The organism is Stenotrophomonas rhizophila (genome assembly GCF_000661955.1).
Taxonomy (GTDB): domain Bacteria; phylum Pseudomonadota; class Gammaproteobacteria; order Xanthomonadales; family Xanthomonadaceae; genus Stenotrophomonas; species Stenotrophomonas rhizophila.
Genome location: NZ_CP007597.1, coordinates 1,454,207 through 1,472,168, shown reverse-complemented (window position 1 = coordinate 1,472,168; position 17,962 = coordinate 1,454,207). Strand labels below are relative to the sequence as shown.

12 protein-coding genes are annotated in these 17,962 nt (G+C 69.2%); 4 read left to right on the top strand and 8 right to left on the bottom strand.

Annotated elements, in window-relative coordinates:
- Nucleotides 1-136: 136 nt before the first annotated feature.
- The 3 genes from DX03_RS06145 to DX03_RS06135 are packed head-to-tail and all read left to right on the top strand — an operon-like array spanning nucleotide 137 to nucleotide 4,039.
- A complete protein-coding gene (locus tag DX03_RS06145) occupies nucleotides 137-2,002 on the top strand; it encodes a DUF3413 domain-containing protein (RefSeq protein ID WP_038687227.1) in 1,866 nt (621 codons plus the stop codon).
- 29 nt (nucleotides 2,003-2,031) lie between these two features.
- Entirely contained in the window at nucleotides 2,032-3,198 is a 1,167-nt protein-coding gene (locus tag DX03_RS06140) for a glycosyltransferase family 4 protein (protein WP_244880188.1), read from the top strand.
- Entirely contained in the window at nucleotides 3,185-4,039 is an 855-nt protein-coding gene (locus tag DX03_RS06135) for a polysaccharide deacetylase family protein (RefSeq protein WP_038687226.1), read from the top strand. The genes DX03_RS06140 and DX03_RS06135 overlap by 14 nt, the downstream gene beginning before the upstream one ends.
- 218 nt (nucleotides 4,040-4,257) lie before the next feature.
- Here DX03_RS06135 and glmM read toward each other — a convergent pair whose 3' ends face one another.
- From glmM to trpB, 5 genes are all read right to left on the bottom strand, one after another.
- Entirely contained in the window at nucleotides 4,258-5,622 is a 1,365-nt protein-coding gene (gene glmM, locus DX03_RS06130; RefSeq protein ID WP_038687224.1) for a phosphoglucosamine mutase, read from the bottom strand.
- A complete protein-coding gene (gene accD / locus DX03_RS06125; RefSeq protein ID WP_038687222.1) occupies nucleotides 5,622-6,506 on the bottom strand; it encodes an acetyl-CoA carboxylase, carboxyltransferase subunit beta in 885 nt (294 codons plus the stop codon). Before accD ends, glmM begins: the two co-directional genes overlap by 1 nt.
- 363 nt (nucleotides 6,507-6,869) lie before the next feature.
- On the bottom strand, nucleotides 6,870-7,676 hold the full coding sequence (gene trpA / locus DX03_RS06120) for a tryptophan synthase subunit alpha (RefSeq protein ID WP_038691962.1): 807 nt from the start codon (nucleotides 7,674-7,676) through the stop codon (nucleotides 6,870-6,872).
- Nucleotides 7,677-7,683: 7 nt separating this feature from the next.
- The gene (locus tag DX03_RS06115; protein WP_038687220.1) at nucleotides 7,684-8,373 is read right to left on the bottom strand and encodes a hypothetical protein; all 690 of its coding nucleotides are present in this window, start codon (nucleotides 8,371-8,373) and stop codon (nucleotides 7,684-7,686) included.
- Nucleotides 8,370-9,587: a tryptophan synthase subunit beta gene (trpB, locus tag DX03_RS06110; RefSeq protein ID WP_038687218.1), complete on the bottom strand. Its 1,218-nt coding sequence runs from the start codon at nucleotides 9,585-9,587 to the stop codon at nucleotides 8,370-8,372. Before trpB ends, DX03_RS06115 begins: the two co-directional genes overlap by 4 nt.
- Before the next feature lie 95 nt (nucleotides 9,588-9,682).
- Here trpB and DX03_RS06105 point away from each other — a divergent pair, with 95 nt between their 5' ends.
- Nucleotides 9,683-10,576 carry a LysR family transcriptional regulator gene (locus tag DX03_RS06105; RefSeq protein WP_038687216.1) on the top strand — a complete coding sequence of 298 codons (894 nt, stop codon included), beginning with the start codon at nucleotides 9,683-9,685 and terminating at the stop codon, nucleotides 10,574-10,576.
- Nucleotides 10,577-10,617: 41 nt separating this feature from the next.
- Here the strand turns inward: DX03_RS06105 and DX03_RS06100 are convergent, their stop codons facing one another.
- Genes DX03_RS06100 through DX03_RS06090 form a run of 3 tightly spaced genes read right to left on the bottom strand, consistent with a single transcriptional unit; the run spans nucleotide 10,618 to nucleotide 17,860 of the window.
- A complete protein-coding gene (locus DX03_RS06100) occupies nucleotides 10,618-11,724 on the bottom strand; it encodes a toxic anion resistance protein (RefSeq protein ID WP_038687214.1) in 1,107 nt (368 codons plus the stop codon).
- Between the two features lie 53 nt (nucleotides 11,725-11,777).
- Nucleotides 11,778-12,500: a hypothetical protein gene (locus DX03_RS06095; protein WP_038687212.1), complete on the bottom strand. Its 723-nt coding sequence runs from the start codon at nucleotides 12,498-12,500 to the stop codon at nucleotides 11,778-11,780.
- A complete protein-coding gene (locus DX03_RS06090; RefSeq protein ID WP_038687210.1) occupies nucleotides 12,497-17,860 on the bottom strand; it encodes a DNA repair ATPase in 5,364 nt (1,787 codons plus the stop codon). Before DX03_RS06090 ends, DX03_RS06095 begins: the two co-directional genes overlap by 4 nt.
- Nucleotides 17,861-17,962: the final 102 nt, after the last annotated feature.

Genomic DNA, 17,962 nt, shown 5'->3' with positions numbered 1-17,962 from the left:
CCAGATCCGCCACCCGGCACTGCCGACACAAAGATACAAACCGATACAATGCGCCCGCCCTGTTGCCATAAGCAGGGTGCCGACGCAGCCGCCGCCACGTCCCCCGTCCCCTTTCACTGCGCCGCCGACCCGCTCCATGCCCCTTTTCCTGCCCGCTGATGCCCTCTCCCCGTCCACGCGCTGGCAGCGCCTGGCCTGGCTGAGCCTGTTCACCGCCCTCAATGCCGGCGCCGCGATTCTCATCGCACTGGGCAACACCCCGCTGGGCGACAACCCCGGTGGCGGGCTTGGGCTGGCCTACCTGAGCGTTGCCCTCCCCGGCCACTTCCTGGCGCTGGGCGCGGTGGTATCGCTGCTGCCGCTGCTGCTTGGGCTGGGCCTGCGCGCACCGCGCGGCCTGCTGGTGAGCGCGGTGGTGCTGCAGACCCTGTGGCTGTGCCTGCTGCTGGTGGATGCCAAGGTGTTCGCCCTGTATCGCTTCCACCTCAATGCCATGGTGCTCAACATGGTGTTCGGCGGCGCACTGCAGGACCAGGTTGCACTGTCCTGGCAGACCTGGCTGCAGGCCGGGGCCGTACTGGCCGCCGTGGTGCTGGCCGAAGTGCTGCTGGCCTGGGCCTGCTGGCGGCTCATCCCCGGCGCGGCGCGGCGCCGCCCGCTGCTGCTGGCCTGGGCCGCCGGCCTGGTGCTGATGACCTGCGGCCAGGTGGCCACCGCCTATTACGATGCCCGCGGCGAACGTGCGGTGACCAGTCAGTGGGCGTACCTGCCCTGGGCGCAGCCGATCACCGCCAAACGCCACATGCACCGGCTCGGCGTGCACAGCCTGCCCCAGGCCAGCCTGCCCGACCCGCGCCACAGCCAGCTGCAGTACCCGCTGCATCCGTTGCGCTGCCAGAGCAACGTGCAGCCCAATGTGCTGGTGGTGGTGATGGAATCGCTGCGCCACGACGCGCTGGACGCCACCACCATGCCCAACACCTGGGCACTGGCCGCGCAGTCCGAGCAGTTCACCGCCCACTACAGCAGCGGCAATGCCACCCGCTACGGCCTGTTCGGCCTGCTGTACGGGCTGCCCGGCGGCTACTGGGACAGCATGCTCAGCGAGCAGCGCGGCTCGCAGCTGTTCGACGTGCTCCAGCAGCAGGGTTACGACCTGCACCTGTATGGCAGCGCGCCGCTGCACAGCCCGGAATTCGACCGCACCGTGTTTGCCCAGGTGCGCAACCAGCTGCACACCGCGCCGTCGGCACTGCCGGTGGCCGCGCGCGATCGACACATCATCGATGCGCTGCGCGCCGACATCGCCCGGCCCGGCAAGGGTCACTGGTTCGGGTTCGCGTTCCTGGACAGCACCCACGCGCCCTACCACCTGCCCAAGGACTACCCGCCGCTGGCCACCCCGATGGCGAGCCATATCGACTTCCTCGCGTTGGACGAGGATCACGTGCCGGTGCCCGAGCGCAACCGCTACCGCACCGCCGTGCACTACGCCGATGGCTTGCTGGGCGAGCTGATGCAGACCCTGCGCGACAGCGGCCAGGCCGACAACACCATCGTGCTGGTCACCGGTGACCACGCCGAGGAATTCAACGACCTCGGCCTGAACTACTGGGGCCACAACGGCAACTTCTCCGATTACCAGATGCGCGTGCCGTTCGTGCTGCATTGGCCCGGCCGTGCGGCCGCCCGGCACACCGGCAACACCAGCCACGAAGACTGGGTACCTACCCTGATGCGCCATGGCCTGGGGTGCGAGAACGCGCTGGCCGATTTCAGCACCGGCCGCGACCTGTTCGACCCCGTGCCGGCCGACCGTGCCCTGCTGGTGGAAAGCTGGTCGCAGCGCGGCATCCGCCATGGCGAGCGCACCTACGTGTTCGACAAGTTCGGCAACGCCACCACCCTGGACCGCCAGTACCTGCCGGTGGCCGACCAGCAACCCGATGCCGCTGCGGTACGCGCGGCATGGGAAGCGCTCACCCATTTCCGCCGGCCATGACGGCCGCGCCCCGCCTGGAACGTTCATCGATGAACATGCCTTCCACTACCCCGCCCCTGAAGATCCTGCACACGGAAGCCGCCAAAGGATTCGGCGGGCAGGAGATCTACATCTACCGCCACATGCTGGCCATGCGCGAGCGTGGCCATGACGTGTCGCTGCTGTGCCAGCCCGGTGCACGCCTGGGCACCATCGCGCGCGAGGCCGGGTTCACCGTCCATGACCTGAAAATGGGCGGCCTGCTGCGTCTGGTGCGCGGGATCTGGTCGGTGCGGCGGCTGGTGCGCCGCCATGGCTTCGACGTGGTCAATACCACCAGCCGCCGCGACAGCCTGATCGCCGCCGCCGGCGCGCGGCTGGGGCGCACGCCGCTGGTGGTGCGCTCACGCCACCTGATGAGCCCGGTCAACTCGCTGCTGACCTATACCGGCCTGCCGCACCGGGTGATGACGGTCAGCAGCTTCGTCAAGCAGCTGCTGGTGGCGCGCGGGGTGGACGACCGCCACGTGGGCATCGTGCCGCCGATCGCGGTGCCGCCGGAGTGGTCGAAGATCGACTGCGAAGATCCGTGGCAATGCGTCCAGGACACCCGTGCCGAGGTGCGCCGCGAGCTGGGCTTTGCCGACGACCAGATCGTGGTGGGCTGCGTGGCGGTGCTGCGCGAACCCAAGGGCCACGTGGACCTGCTGCGCGCGATTGCGCCACTGTGCCGCCAGCATCCCAACCTGCACCTGGTGATTGTCGGTGACGGCCAGCCGGTGATGGGCCGGCTGGAGGCGCTGCGCAGCGAACTGGGCGTGGCCGCGCAGGTGCACCTGCTCGGCTACCGGCACGGTGCGTGCCGCCTGATGGCCGGTTTCGACATCTTCGCGCTGGCCACGCATAAGGAAGCGGCCGGTACGGTGTTCCTGGAGGCGGCGCACGTGGGCGTGCCGGTGGTGGCCACGCGCGTGGGCGGGGTGCCGGAAATGGTGCTGGAAGGCAGCAATGCTATTCTCGCCCCACTAGGCGACCAGGCGACCCTGACCCAGGCGTTGCAGACCCTGGTTGACGACGCCGCGCAGCGTCGGCGCATGGGGCGCGCCGGTTGGGAATGGATGCGCAGCGCGCAGCGCTTCACCCCGTCGGGGCATACCGAAGCGACCGAACACTATTACCACCAGTGGTTGAAGGAACTGGGCCATGGCCAACGCTAGATCCGTGCCGGTATTGATGCACCACCACGTATCGCCGTCACCGGGGATGATCACGGTGTCGCCGGAGAATTTCGAAAGCCAGATCGCGTGGTTGGCCAACAACGGCTGGACCTCGCTGACGCTGGCGCAGTACGCCGACTTCCTGGCCGGCAAGCCGGTCCCGCGCAAGTCGATCGTGATCACCTTCGACGACGGCTACCTGGACAACTGGGTGTACGCGCACCCGATCCTGCTCAAGTACGGCATGCACGCGGTGGTGTTCGTGGTGACCGGCTGGATGGGCGAAGGCCCGGTGCGCCCGCATGCGGGGCAACCGGGGGTGACGCTGCCGCCCACCCCGGACCATCGCGGGTGCGAAGCGGCGATCCTGCGTGACGACCGTACCGACGAGGTGATGATGCGCTGGAGCGAGGCGCGCGCGATGATCGCGGCCGGCACCTTCGAAGTGCATTGCCACACCCACTCGCATACGCGCTGGTTGAAGCAGGACATCACCCGCGAGCAGAAGTGCGAGGGCATCACCCGCGACCTCTCGATGGCGCGGCTGGTGCTGCAGCAGCAGTTGGGCGAGGTGTCGGACACGCTGTGCTGGCCCTACGGCGATTTCGATGCGGACTACCTGCCGATCGCGCGTGCACAGGGCTTCAAGTACCTGCACACCACGCACCCGTTCGGGCGCAACGTGGTGGGCGGCAATCCGGAGCACATCTACCGGTTCGCGATCCGCAACCGCCCGGCCAGCTGGCTGCGCAAGCGCATCGCGTGGAGTTACAACCCGTTGATCGCGCCGGTGTTCAACCGCTTCAAGGCGAAGCAGAAGAAGATGGTGCCGGGGCCGTAAGGCCCGGGTACCGCCGGGCTCTGGCGCGGCCCGCATCCGGTATGCGCTGGCTCTTGCGCAGCCGCGTAGCGCCGGGCTCTGCCCGGCTTGCATCCTGCATGCGCTGGCGTTGGAGGCGCTTCAGCCGGGCAGAGCCCGGCTCTACGTGACTGCTCAACGCAGCCCACCGACGGTGGAGAAGCCGACCAACGGTCGGCTCTACCGCGCGGTGGCCGTTCTCAGGCGGCCGCCGCCTTCACCGCACCGGACAGGTTGTCCAGCGTGGACTGCATCAGCTCGGCGGTATCGGCCTCGACGGTGACACGCACCACCGGCTCGGTGCCGGACGGACGCAGGAACGCGCGGCCGCGGCCCTTCACCGCCTGCTGCGCGGCGACCAGCGCGGCCTGCACGGTATCGGCCTGCACGATGGCCTTGGCCGAGACGTCGCCCAACCGCACGTTCACGGTCTTCTGCGGCACCCGGCTCAGGTCCTGCAGCGAGGCGCGCAGGGTGCGGCCTTCGCGACGCAGCACTTCCAGCACCTGCAGCGCGCTGACGATGGCATCGCCGGTGGTGGCACGGTCCAGGCACAGCAGGTGGCCGGAGGCTTCGCCACCGAGCACGCCGCCGCCTTCCACCAGTGCCTGGTGCACATAGCGATCGCCCACGTTGCTGCGCACGAACGGCAGGCCAAGGCGCTCCAGCGCCTGCTCCAGACCGAAGTTGGTCATCAGCGTGCCGACCACCGGACCGCGCAGGCGACCATTGCCCTGCCAGGACGCCGCCAGCACGTACAGAAGGTCGTCGCCGTCGACCGGGTTGCCCTGGTCGTCGGCCATCAGCACGCGGTCGCCATCGCCGTCGAAGGCGATGCCCAGATCTGCACCGACCTCACGTACTTTGTTGGCGAGGTTGTCGATGTGCATCGAGCCGACGCCATCGTTGATGTTCACCCCGTTGGGCTCGGCACCGATGGTGACCACCTCCGCGCCCAGCTCGCGGAACAGCAGCGGGGCGATGTGGTAGGTGGCGCCGTGCGCACAGTCGAGCACGATCTTGAGCCCGCGCAGGTCGAAGCTGCGCGGCACGCTGGCCTTGCAGAATTCGATGTAGCGGCCCACCGCGTCGCGCGCGCGCATGGCCTTGCCGAGGCGGTCGGATTCAGCGGTGGTGAAATCGCCGTCCAGCGCTGCTTCCAGGGCCAGTTCGGTGGCGTCGTCGAGCTTCTCGCCATCGGCGGAGAAGAACTTGATGCCGTTGTCGTAATGCGGGTTGTGCGAGGCACTGATGACGATGCCGGCATCGGCGCCCAGGGTACGGGTGAGGAACGCGACGGCCGGGGTCGGCATCGGGCCGAGCAGCTGCACGTCCACACCGCCGGCCACCAGGCCCGCTTCCAGCGCGGCTTCGAACATGTAGCCGGAAATGCGCGTGTCCTTGCCGATCACCACCACCGGGCGGTGCCCGGGGCGGTGGCCATTGCGTTCGGTCAGTACGCGGCCGAGCGCATTGCCCAGGCGCAGCACGAAATCGGCGGAGATCACGCCTTGGCCGACGCGGCCACGGATGCCGTCGGTCCCGAAATACCGGCGCGCACCCATCAGGCGACCTCGTCGGCGACCGGCGCCGGCTGGCGGCCGAGCATGGCCAGCAGGTCGGACAGTCGTTCCCGCATTTCGCGACGGTCGCAGATCTGGTCGATGGCACCGTGTTCGAGCAGGAACTCCGAGCGCTGGAAGCCTTCCGGCAGTTTTTCGCGCACGGTCTGTTCGATCACGCGCGGGCCGGCGAAGCCGATCAGCGCCTGCGGTTCGGCGATGTTGATGTCGCCCAGCATCGCAAACGAGGCCGAGACGCCGCCGGTGGTCGGGTGGGTCAGGACCGAGATGTATGGCAGGCCGGCCGCACGCAGCTTGCCCAGTGCGGCCGAGGTCTTGGCCATCTGCATGAGCGAGAACAGGCCTTCCTGCATGCGCGCGCCGCCGCTGGCGGAGAAGCAGACGTACGGGGCGCCGATTTCGACGGCCTTTTCAGCGGCCAGCGAGAAGCGTTCGCCGACGACCGAGCCCATCGAGCCGCCCATGAAGGCGAAGTCGAAGGCGGAGGCGACCAGCGGGCGGCCCTTCATCAGGCCCTGCATGGCGATCAGGGCGTCGTACTCGCCGGTGTTCTTCTGCGAGGCCTTGATGCGCTCGATGTACTTTTTCTGGTCCTTGAACTTGAGCAGGTCGGTCGGGCCCAGCCGCGCACCGATTTCGGTGGTGCTGTCGGCGTCGAACAGGGCGGCCAGGCGCGCGCGCGCGCGGATCGCCATGTGGTGGCCGCACTTGGGGCAGACTTCCAGGTTCTCTTCCAGCTCAGGTCCGTACAGTGCGCTGCCGCAGTTGCTGCACTTTTCCCACAGGCCCTCGGGGACGCTGCGCTTTTTGCTGGGGACGTTGTCGGTGCGGATGCCAGACGGCATCAACTTGCTGAGCCAACTCATGCGGGATGCTACTTCCGTTCAGGGCGGCCCGAAGGCCGCAAAGGCGGACAGTCTAGCTCAGGCCCTCCCCACCCGTGCACCCCCTGCGGGGTGCGGCGGCGGACGGTAAAACCGTGCTGTGACGTATGTTTAGGAGCGGGCGACGACGGTCTCCGGCCGGGATTCCGATGCTCTCACGGCAACACCAGCGCCTTGGTCGTGTCGCGGGAGGCAGGCGGGCAGCCGCACCCGGGACACGCACGTAAACCCATCCCTGGGGGCTCGTGGGCGCCATCCATGGCGCCCAACGGTCCCGGGCGCGGCTGCCCGCCTGCCTCTGCACAGTTTCACGTATGCGGATCGGAGAGCGAGGGCGCCGCTTGATCAGGCTTGGTCGAGCGCAGCACGCAGCGGCGCGAGGAAGGACGTTGCGGTCTGTGCGGCAGCGCCTGCATCGGCCGCTTCACCCAGCGCGGCGACCAGGGCGCTGCCGACTACGACGCCGTCGGCTTCGACGGCCATGGCAGCGGCGCTGGCGGCGTCCTTGATGCCGAAGCCGGCTACGACCGGGACGGTCGAGCGGCGGCGCAGGTCGCGCAGGCGGGCGCTGGCGGCGCTGCTGTCGAGGCGTTCGGACGCGCCGGTGACGCCTGCGAAGCTGACATAGTAGAGGTAGCCCTGGGCCATGGCCGACAGGGTGTCCAGGCGGGTGTCGGCGGTGGTTGGGGAGGCCAGCAGGATCAGGGCCAGGCCGGCGGCGGTGAAGATGGCGCGGGTTTCGGCGGCCTCTTCCGGCGGCAGGTCGACCAGCAGCACGCCGTCCACGCCCGCGGCGATGGCCGCGTCGGCGAAGCGGGCGGTGCCATGGATCTCGACCGGATTCAGATAGCCCATCAGCACCACCGGGGTGGTGGCATCGTCACGGCGGAAGGCGGCCACGGTTTCGAGCACGTAGCGCAGCCCTGCCCCACGCGCCAGCGCGCGCTCGGAACTGCGCTGGATGGTGGGGCCATCGGCCATCGGGTCGGAGAACGGCACGCCCAGTTCGATCACGTCCGCGCCGGCGGCGGCCAGCGCGTGCATCACCGGCACGGTGGCGTCCAGGCCCGGATCACCGGCGGTGATGAAGGGAATCAGGGCCTTGCGGCCATCGGCGCGCAGGCGGGCAAAACAGGCATCGATACGGTCCACGGACATTTCAGGCACATCCTTCAATCAATTCAACGGCGCCGCTGGCGCCCCAGTACAGCGTCGAAATCACCCCGTCGAAGATCTCCAGCCGGATCGCCAGATCCGAGCCGGGGTCCTGCCAGGTCAGGTATTCGCCCGTTTCCGGGTCGTAGGCGTGCGGCTGCGCGAGGCTGCCCTTGGGCAGGCGCTTGAGCGCGGCGTCACGCGACATGCCCAGGCGCAACCCGAACGGGCCGGCCTGGGTGATGGTTTCATCGCTTCCGTCCAGCGGCGCCAGTTCGAAACGCTGCACATGGTCATCGTCGACCATCATCGAGATGCCCTCGGGCAGGCTGCCGCGCTCGTAGTATTCGCAGCTACCGGCCTGCCCGCCTTCGCTCAGACCGGCCGAATGCCAGGTGGCATCGGCATCGGCGGCCGTGAAGCGCTGGCCGATGACGATGTCGCCGGCATGGTCCAGCGCCACCGAGACCACCGCTGGCGCGGGCGCCGCATCGGGGGCCGGGGCCGCCGGTTCCGGGTCGTCCTCGATCGGGCGGTTGGCGATGTCGTCATCGTTGCTCGCCGGCACCTGCGCCGGTGCGATGGCCGCCGGGGCCGACGGCGCGGCGGGCAGCAGCGGCGGATCCGGCGGGGTGCAGGCGGTCAGGCCGACCACGATCAGCAGCGCACTTCCCTGGCGCAGCAGTGGATTCACAGCATCAAGCCCTCGCGTGCGGCGATGGTGTGCACGTCCTTGTCACCGCGCCCGGACAGGTTGCACAGCACCAGTTTGTCGCGGGGCAGTTCACGCGCGATCTTGATGGCCTGGGCCACCGCGTGGCTCGATTCCAGCGCGGCCAAGATGCCTTCGCTGTGGGCCAGCTGGTGGAACGCGGCCAGCGCTTCCTCATCGGTGATGCCGACATACTCGGCGCGCCCGGCATCGGCCAGGAACGCATGCTCCGGGCCGACGCCCGGGTAGTCCAGGCCGGCCGACACCGAGTGGGTCTCGGTGATTTGGCCGTCGTCGTCGCAGATCACGTAGGTGCGGTTGCCGTGCAGCACGCCCGGGCGGCCGGCGGCGATGGAAGCGGCATGGCGGCCGGTCTCGATGCCGTCGCCGGCGGCTTCGGCGCCGACGATGCGCACGTCGCGGTCGTTGAGGAAGGCATGGAACAGGCCGATGGCGTTGCTGCCGCCGCCGACGCAGGCGGTGATCGCATCGGGCAGGCGGCCGTAGTCGGTGAGCATCTGCGCGCGCGCTTCGCGGCCGACGATGGCGTTGAAGTCACGCACCATGCGCGGGTACGGGTCCGGACCGGCGACGGTGCCGATGATGTAGAAGGTGTCGCGCACGTTGGTGACCCAGTCGCGCATGGCTTCGTTGAGCGCGTCCTTGAGCGTGGCCGAGCCGGAGGTGACCGGCACCACCGTGGCCCCAAGCAGCTTCATGCGGTAGACATTGATCTTCTGCCGCTCGATGTCGGTGGCGCCCATGTACACCACGCACTCCAGGCCCAGGCGCGCGGCGACGGTGGCACTGGCCACGCCGTGCTGGCCGGCGCCGGTCTCGGCGATGATGCGGGTCTTGCCCATCCGCGCGGCCAGCAGGGCCTGGCCGATGGTGTTGTTGATCTTGTGCGCGCCGGTGTGATTCAGGTCTTCGCGCTTGAGCAGGATCTGCGCCCCGCCCACCTGCTGGCTGAGCCGTTCGGCGTGGTAGATCGGGCTGGGCCGGCCCACGTAATGGGTGAGGTCTTTGTCGTAGGCGGCGATGAACGCCGGATCGCGGCGCGCCTCATCGTAGGCCGCCGCCAGTTCCTGCAGCGGCCCGATCAGCGTTTCAGCAACGAAACTGCCGCCGTAGCGGCCGAAATGGCCCTGGGCGTCGGGATAAGCGTGGAAATCGGTGATGGGGGATGCGGACATGGCGCGACAACCGGTGGAGACAGGGTGCCAATTTAACGCACATGTCATGACAGGAATATCGATAATATCTGCGACAACCCGTCAGGAAAACTCACATGAGCGACCTTCCCCTGCCGCCGCTCAACGCCCTGCGCAGTTTCGAGGCCGCCGCCCGCCTGGGCGGGGTGGGCCGGGCGGCGGAGGCCCTGCATGTCACCCATGGCGCGATCAGCCGCCAGTTGCGGGTGCTGGAGGACCACCTGGGCGTGGCCCTGTTCGAACGCGACGGGCGCGGGCTGCGCCTGACCCGGGCCGGCGCCGAGCTGCAGAGCGCCTGTGAGGGTGCGTTCGGGCAGATCCGCGAGGCGGTGGGCGCGCTCAAACGCCAGCAGCGGCCGGATGCGCTGGTATTGGGTTGCAGCGGCAGCATCCTGGCGCGCTGGATGATTCCGCACCTGCCCGCGCTGCAGCGCGACCTGCCGCAGCTGGCGTTGCATTGGTCGGCCCAGGACGGCAGCTTCACCGACGCCCAGCGCGGCCTGGACGCGGTGCTGCTGCTGGCGCAGCCGCCGTGGCCACGCGGCTGGCAGGTGCGCGAACTGGCGCCGGAACGGGTGGGCGTGGTGGTGAGCCCGCAGCACCCGGCGGCGGCGCGGTTGCGCCAACAGCCGCCGACTGCCCTGCTCGGCGAAGCCTTGCTGCATACCGCCTCCCGCCCGCAGGCGTGGCCGGCGTGGGCGCTGGCGCATGGGCTGGACCCGGCGCAGCTGCAGCTGGGCAGCGGGTTCGAGCACCTGTACTACCTGCTGGAGGCGGCGGTGGCCGGGCTGGGCGTGGCGATCGCGCCCGAGCCGCTGGTCGCCGACGAGCTGGCCGCCGGCCGCCTGTTGGCGCCGTGGGGATTTGGCGCCACCGGCGGGTTCTGGGTACTGGCCACGCCCGACGGGGCGGTGGATGCACGGGTGGAGGTGCTGGCCGGGTGGTTGCAGCAGCAGTTGGCGGGGGTGTAGGTCCCCACCGTTGGTGGGAACGCTGCCGGGGGGCGCGTCGGTCAGACGGCGGTCGGCGCTGCCAGGCGCTGCTGCACGTCGTCGCGCAGGCGCGCCAGTTCCACTTCGGCCTGCTGGCGCTGCTGCATGCCTTCGCGGTGGATGGTGCGCACTTCTTCCACCGTGGCGATCAACTGCTCGTGCACGTGGCGCAGCGTGGCCACATCGATCACCGCGCGCTGGTTGGCCTTGGCCGTCTCCACGGTGGTCTGGCGCAGCAGGTCGGCGTTGCGCCGCATCATCTCGTTGGTGGCATCGTCGATCGCGTTGGACAGCTCCACCGCGTTCTTCTGCTCGTTGAGCGACAACTGGATCGCGAACTGGCGCTTCCACGACGGGATCGTGATGTCGCGGACCGTGTTGAACTTCTCGATCAACAGGATCGCGTTGGCCTGGATCAGCCGGATCATCGGCAATGACTGGTCGGCCGCGTGCTGCATCACCACCAGATCGCCCACGCGCTTGTCGAGCAGCCGGATCGCGTTGTCCAGCTCGCCCTGGCGGATGCGCTGCTGCGGATCGTCCTGGCCCTGCCCGGCCAGCTGTTCGCTGCGCAGCGAGGCGATCCGGCGCTTGCCGGCGGCGATGTGCAGGCCCAGGCCGTGGCGTTCTTCGCGGACGATGTCGTGCATGCGGTCGAACTCGACCACGCGCTGGCCCATCAGCGCCTGCTGGCTGCCCACGTCGCCCATCAGCTGTTCGATCTGACGGTTGGTGTCGCTGAATTTCTGCACCAGCTCGCCCTTGGAGGCGCGCAGCTTGTCGATCAACCCACCGATGACCGGCACCTTCGAGCGTTCGGCCAGCCCGTCGAGTTTCAGCGAGCGCGCAATGCGCACCACCTCGCCCAGCTTGTCGCCGCTGGCGTCGAGGTCGCGGTTGCGTACCTGGTCGAGCAGCTGGCTGGAAAACGCCGCCGTCTTGGCCGCCGCGTCGCGCCCGAACACCTGCAGGTTGCCCGGCCGGATGTCGTCCAGGCCGCGCCCGATCTCGGCGATCTTCGGCAGGTCCTCCCGCCCCAGGCCCAGCGCCTGCAATGCGCTGTCATCGATGACATCCACGCTGACCTCCACCGGGAGGGAGGCGTTCGGCTGGGAATCCTGGGTCATCGGTGCATCTCCATTCTGAAGGGCGGCCGGAGCGCCGGCACGGGTCAGTGTACTCAGGGAAGTCTAGCCTGCGCCGCGGCGACCTCGGCGCGGATCTGGCCCAGCAGCTGCGCCGCGTGGTCATTCTGCCGCGCATGCGATTGGGTGCTGGTGGCGCGCACGGCCTGCTGCCACGCCGGCATCAGTACCGCGGCGATGCGCTGGACGTGGTCCAGCAGGGCGGTGTCCTGTGCCTGCAGCAGCTGCGTCTGGCCGGCCTGCACGCGCTTGAGCGAGGCCAGCGTCCGCAGGTGCGTCACGCGCTGCTGCAACATGCCCTGCGCATCGGTGGGCAACCCGGCACCCAACGCCGTTCCTGCGTCGGCCCACTGTTCCAGCGCCTGCGCGCCGTGCATATCCACCGCGGCCGCGTGCGTGCTGGCCTCGACCACGGCGCCCAGCAGGCGGGCGTGCGCCTGCGCCTTGAGCAGCAGGACGCCGCACTGTGCCTGCAGCGCGTCGGCATCGGCCTGGCGCTCTACGTCACGCCCCAGCAGCCGCCCCCACCAGCTGGTCTGGCGGCGCAACGTGGCCGGATTGTCTGCCTGCAGCGCCAGCGCAAGCCGCGACAGCGCCTCGACCAGACCACTCCGCGGGTCGTCGTCGTATGCAACGGCCCCCGGCTGGTGCGACATCAACGCCTGCAGCAGTACCTCGCCATAGCGCGACAGCACCGCAGCGTCCGCGCCGATGGTGGCCGGCGGCGCAGGCAGCGCAGACAGCGACGGCGCGGTCATGCAGGCGCATCACCGCCGTCGCGTTCCCACCGCGGCGGCAGGCTCGATTCGCCGTAGAAGTGGCGCATCAACGCCTCATCCAGGGCGCGTTCCTCGGGCGTTGAGGCGCGCTTCGGCCGGGCACCGACGCGCGGGGCGGGACCGCTCTCCATCTGCTGGCGCACCCAGCCGGCCAACAAGGCCAACGTTTCGCCGGTGCGTACCTGTTGCTGATGCGAATCGCCCAGTAGTTGCAGCAGCGGGGCCAGCCCGGCCTGCAAGCCACTGGCCAGCGGTTCGGCCAACGGCAGCGCCTCCGGCGCGGCGGGGGTGGCGGCAACCGGTACCGGCTCGGCGCGTGCGGCCGACAGCCGCTCCAGCGCCGACAGCAACGCCGGCCACGGCGCGGGTTCGACCTCGGCCACCGCAGCAGGCGGCGGCAGCTGCAACGCGCTGGCGATGTCGGCCAGCTGCGCCACCACGCGGCCGCCCACATCGGCGTCGTCGGCGCCCATGGCCTTGTTGCGCAGGAAGTCGCGCTTGATCTGCTGCCAGCGCTCCAGTTCGGCGCCCTGCAGCAGGCCACGCAGTTCGGCCAGCTTGAGCAGGTTTTCCTCGGCCCCGGTGGTGAGCAGCTGGGCCTCGCCCAGGTAATGGTCGGACACCAGCTGCTGCAGCTCGGCGTCGTTCATCACCGGCGAGATCTTCTCCGACAGCTTGTTCATGTTGCGGTAGCTGCCCTGCAGCCGGAACGCCGGTTCGGTGCGGTAGCGGTCGTCCTGCGCGGCACTGGCGATGTACTGCTGGTTGACCCGGTAGACCACGTCACGCACGCGCAGCATGCGCTGCAGGGTGGCGACGATCTCGTTGACCTCCGCGCCGCTGTAGGCATGGCTGAGCGCGTTGGTGGACACCTCCTTGCCCATCGCCCGCTCCACCAGCAGGTACAGGTCGGCCATGTCGCGCGTGGCCAGCGGCGCCAGCACCGGATTGGAGGTCAGGCTGTTTTCGATGTAGCTCAGGGTGAAGGCATCTTCCATGCCGCCCAGCACGTCACCCAGGTTGTAGATGTCGGCGCGGTTGGCCAGCATGTCCGGAATCTTGAACACCTCGCCGGACTCGGTATACGGGTTGCCGGCCATCACCACGCAGAACTTCTTGCCGCGCATGTCGTAGGTGCGGGTGCGCCCGCGCCACACGCCTTCGATGCGCCGCGTGCCGTCGCACAGGGAGATGAACTTCTGCAGGAATTCCGGGTGGGTGTGCTGGATGTCGTCGACATACAGCATGGTGTTGTTGCCCATCTCCAGCGCCAGGTTGAGCTTTTCCAGCTCCTGCCGCGAGGTGGCGTCCGGCGCCTGGGCCGGGTCCAGCGAGCGCACCTCGTGGCCCAGCGCCGGGCCGTTGATCTTCATGAAGACCAGGCCGAGGCGGTGCGCCACGTATTCCATCAGCGTGGTTTTGCCGTAGCCGGGCGGCGAAATCATCATCAGCAGGCCCATCAGGTCGCTGCGCTTGTTCTCGCCCACCGTGCCCATCTGCTTGGCCAGGTTGTCGCCGATCACGCCGAGGTAGACGTCGTTGATCAGCTTGTTGCGCACGAACGAAGACAGCGGCCGCGCCTTGAACTCGGACAGGCGCAGGGTGTCGCGTTCGCGCGTGACGATGCGCTGGCGCACCGCCTGGTAGGCATGGAACGCAGGCACGAACACGCCGGTGTGGTGCTGCAGGCGCGCCAGGAAATCATCCAGCGACAGGGTCATGTGGCCCTGCACGATGCGTGGGTGTTCGCCCAGCAGGCCATCCACGCTGACCAGCAGCGCGACGTCGCTGGCACGGGTGCGCAGCGCGCGCTGCACCAGCAGCAGTGCGGCCGCCTCGTCGGCATAGCCGGCGTGGTCGGTGAACGCGGGGGTGCGGCACAGGGCGCGCAGCCACTGCCCGGCCAGCGCCCAGCGCGTGCCCAAGCCGTCCTGCTCGCGCTGCAGGGCGCGTTCCAGCGCCTCGCGCTGGCCGGCCGCCTGCAGCTGCTGGCCCAGTGCCTCCAGCAAGGCCAGCGCATAGCGGCTGCTGGTGAACACCGGCTCGCCCGCCGACAGCTCGTCGGCGAGGTAGGCCGCAGCGGCCAGGTGATCGGCCGCCGTGAACGGCAGCGCGTGTTCGTCATTGAACGCGGCCACGGCCAGCGCCATCTCCGTGCGCAGGGCCTGGCGGCCTTCATCGGACCCGAACAGGCGCGCGATCGCATCGGCGCCGGCCTGGCGTGCCGGCCACTGCGCCACGTCTTCGCGGCGTTGCCGTGCGGCCCAGAACAGCATGGCCAGCGCGCGCACGCGCGGCGCGTGCAGCAGGGTGCCGGCCGCCTGCTGCAGCGGCAGCAGCGCGCGCAGGATCACGGTGGCGTCGTGGTCATGGATACCGCGCTCGTAGCCCTCGCGGTAACGCGGCGCGGCGAAATCACGCACGCTGCGGTCCAGTGCGTCCGGCTCGGCCGCGTTGTGCTGCAACCCGGCCAGGTCGAGCCCCTCGCGGTTGTCCATGGCCGCGCGCAGCACGCTGCCGGCCAGGTATTCGCCGCGGTACAGCGTGTCCGATTCCGAATCGAGGCTGAGCTGCCAGTACGGCTTGAGCTCGGCCAGTTCGGGATCGTGCAGCGGCTCCAGGAAATCGGTGCCGGTGAGGTGGATGGCCAACGCGTCGCCGCGCGGCAGGATGGTCAGGTCCAGCGCCTGTGTGTTCACGCTGAAGCGGTGCCGCGGGCCCAGGCGCACGATGTTGCCACCGGCCTCGAACAGGTCGCTGCGGTCGCGCAGTGCACGTACCGCCTGGTCGCGCACGCCTTTCAGGCGCGATTCGATGTCGTCGGCCTTGACGCTGTCGCGCAGGCCGCGCAGGCGCTCGGCCAGTTCGCGCAGCTTGAGGATCAGCGGGTCGCCGGCGAAGAAGGCGTTGAGCTCGTCGGCGGTGGCGAAGCGCTCGGTGCGCTTGGCCAGGCCGTCGAGGATACGGGTGGCCGCGTCCAGCACCGAGCGCGCCTTGCGCTGGCGCTCGTCCAGCAGCGCCTGCTTGTGGGCCTCGAAGGCATCGATCAGCTCTTCGCGCTTGGCCAGGATGTCGCCCAGGAACTGCTCGTGTTCGCCGAACTGACTTTCCAGTTCCTCCAGCTGCACCAGCAGCCGCGACATCTGTTCGTCGGCGCGTTCGGGATCGGTGGCCATCGCCAGCGCGCTGGTGATGGCCTGCGAGAACAGCGCGAACTGCGCGGCGAACTGCGCCACCGCTTCGGCCGAACCCAGGTTGCGGCGGCGCTGTTCGGCGCGTGCGCGGGTCTGGTTGAGGCGCGCGTAGATGGCCGAGATCGCTTCGACCACGCGGGTGCGCGCGGTGGCGTCGTCAACCTTCAGCCCGGCCATCAGCTCCGACAGCATGTCCAGGTCGGCCGACATGGCGCGCAGGCCGGCAAGCTGTTCGTCCAGCACGCGCGCGCTTTCGGCCTGCTGGGCCGCCTCGTCCAGCGCCTGCAGGCGCTCGCCCAGCGGCGCCAGCGCGGCATCGCCGGCCAGGAACGCGCCGGTGGCCGCGCCGATGGCCTCATGCGCCTGCTGCAGCGCGGCGGTCATCGCATCGATCAGGTCGGTGTCGATGTAGCGGTAATCGCGGATGGTGAGCAGGTGCCCACGCTGCGCCGAGATCGCATTGAGCGCCTCGACGAAGGACTGCACCTCTTTCCAGTTCTCCGGCTGCAGGCGGGCCAACAGGGCTTTCTGCGTGCTCTGCGCCTGGGCCATGGCCTGCGCGGACTGCGCGCGGATCGACTGCACCTTCTCGTATTCGTCCAGCACCGACTCGCCGGTGCTGCTGACCTCGCGCAGCAGGCTGACCGCACCGCCGCATTGGTCGTCGTCCAGCCAATGGTGGGCGTCGAACAGGCGGCGGGTGTCCTGCACCAGGCGCTGGTAGCGCTGCACCGACACGTCATCGCCTTCGATGGTGCGGGCCAGGTCGAACAGGTTGGAGATGCCGCGCACCAGCTCGGCATTGCCGATGCGGCCCATGAAGGTGTTGCCGGGCGGCCGGCTGGCGGCGAATTCGTCACTGCTGAACGGCGTTTGCCACACCTGCATGGCATGGATGCGGGTGGGCTCGCTGCCTTCGGCATGGAACAGCACCATGCGCCCGTCGTGCATGAAGGCGTAGCCGTGGCCGAACACCGGGTTCTGCAGCACGCGCTGGATGGTGTTGTAGACAAACAGCGCCGAACGCCCGCCTTCGCGCTCGTAGAAAATGTAGAGCACGTCCTCGCCATTGGGCGAGCGGATGGCGCGCTTGAACTGCATGCCGTCCATCGCCGCGTCGAACGCCTTGTGCTCGCCGCTCTGCAGGTAATAGCCGCCCGGGAAGATGATGCCGTGGTCTTCGGGCAGCTGCACGCAGGCCTGCACGATCGCATCGTTGCGGGTGATGTTGCCGGTGAGCGTGTTGTAGATCAGGCCGCGCCACACCGTTTCGCGGTATGGCAGCACCTTGAGCAGGATCAGCGAGCCCACCCGGGCAAAGTCGAACTGCGCGTCGTCCAGCGACTGCGTGCTGTCTTCGACCGGTTCGCTGTAGACGCCCTGCCCGCTCTCGGTGTTGTTCTCGACCTTGATGGTCAGATCGCCACCGGTGGTTTCCACGAACAGGCTGTCGAGGATGTTCAGGTGCGCATGGCGGCCGGTGACGGCCATGTCGCGCGTGGCGCGGGTCCACTCGAAATCGAACGGCGGCGGCAATGCGATGTCGCGCTCGCCACGGGCGTCCAGGTAGGTCAGTGCGCCGTCGCGGGCCAGCGCCCAGCGGAACACGCGCACGTCGCTGCTGCGCTCGCCGATCTGGAAGGAGGCCAGCAGCTTGTCGCCGACCACGATCAGCTGCAGCAGGCGCGCATGCTTGTAATAGGCGTAGAGCTCGCCGAAGTCGTGCACGAACGCCGGCTGGGCCAGGAAGCTGCCCTTGGCGTCCACCGGCACCACGTCGTAGCCGTCGTTGGCCTGCACCAGCCGGTACAACCCGAACACGTCTTCGACGCGGGTCTGGGTCTTGAGCCCGATGTAGACGTTGTAGCCGAACAGCAGCAGGTCCGGCCCGACCTGGACGATGTCGCGGCCGACGCAGTTGTTTTCGCTGCGGATGCGGAAGCGGCCGGTGACTTCCAGCCGGCTGTCGCCGAACTCGGCCAGGCGCTGCGTGTTGAGGGCATCGGCGACGCTGCGCAGGCGGCTGCCCTGCTCGGCCAGGCGGCGGCGCAGCACTTCATAGGCGCCGCCCTGGGCAACGGCCTGGTCGACGCTGGCGGTGGCTTCCGGCGCGGACGGCTCGGGACGGTTGGCGGTATCGGACATCGGCTTCCTTCCGGCTCACGGACAACCGGCCGGGCGAGCCGGCCGGGAACGGCGTGGCGGTGGCGTCACGGCCACCGCCGGGGTGCCGGACACGCCACCCCA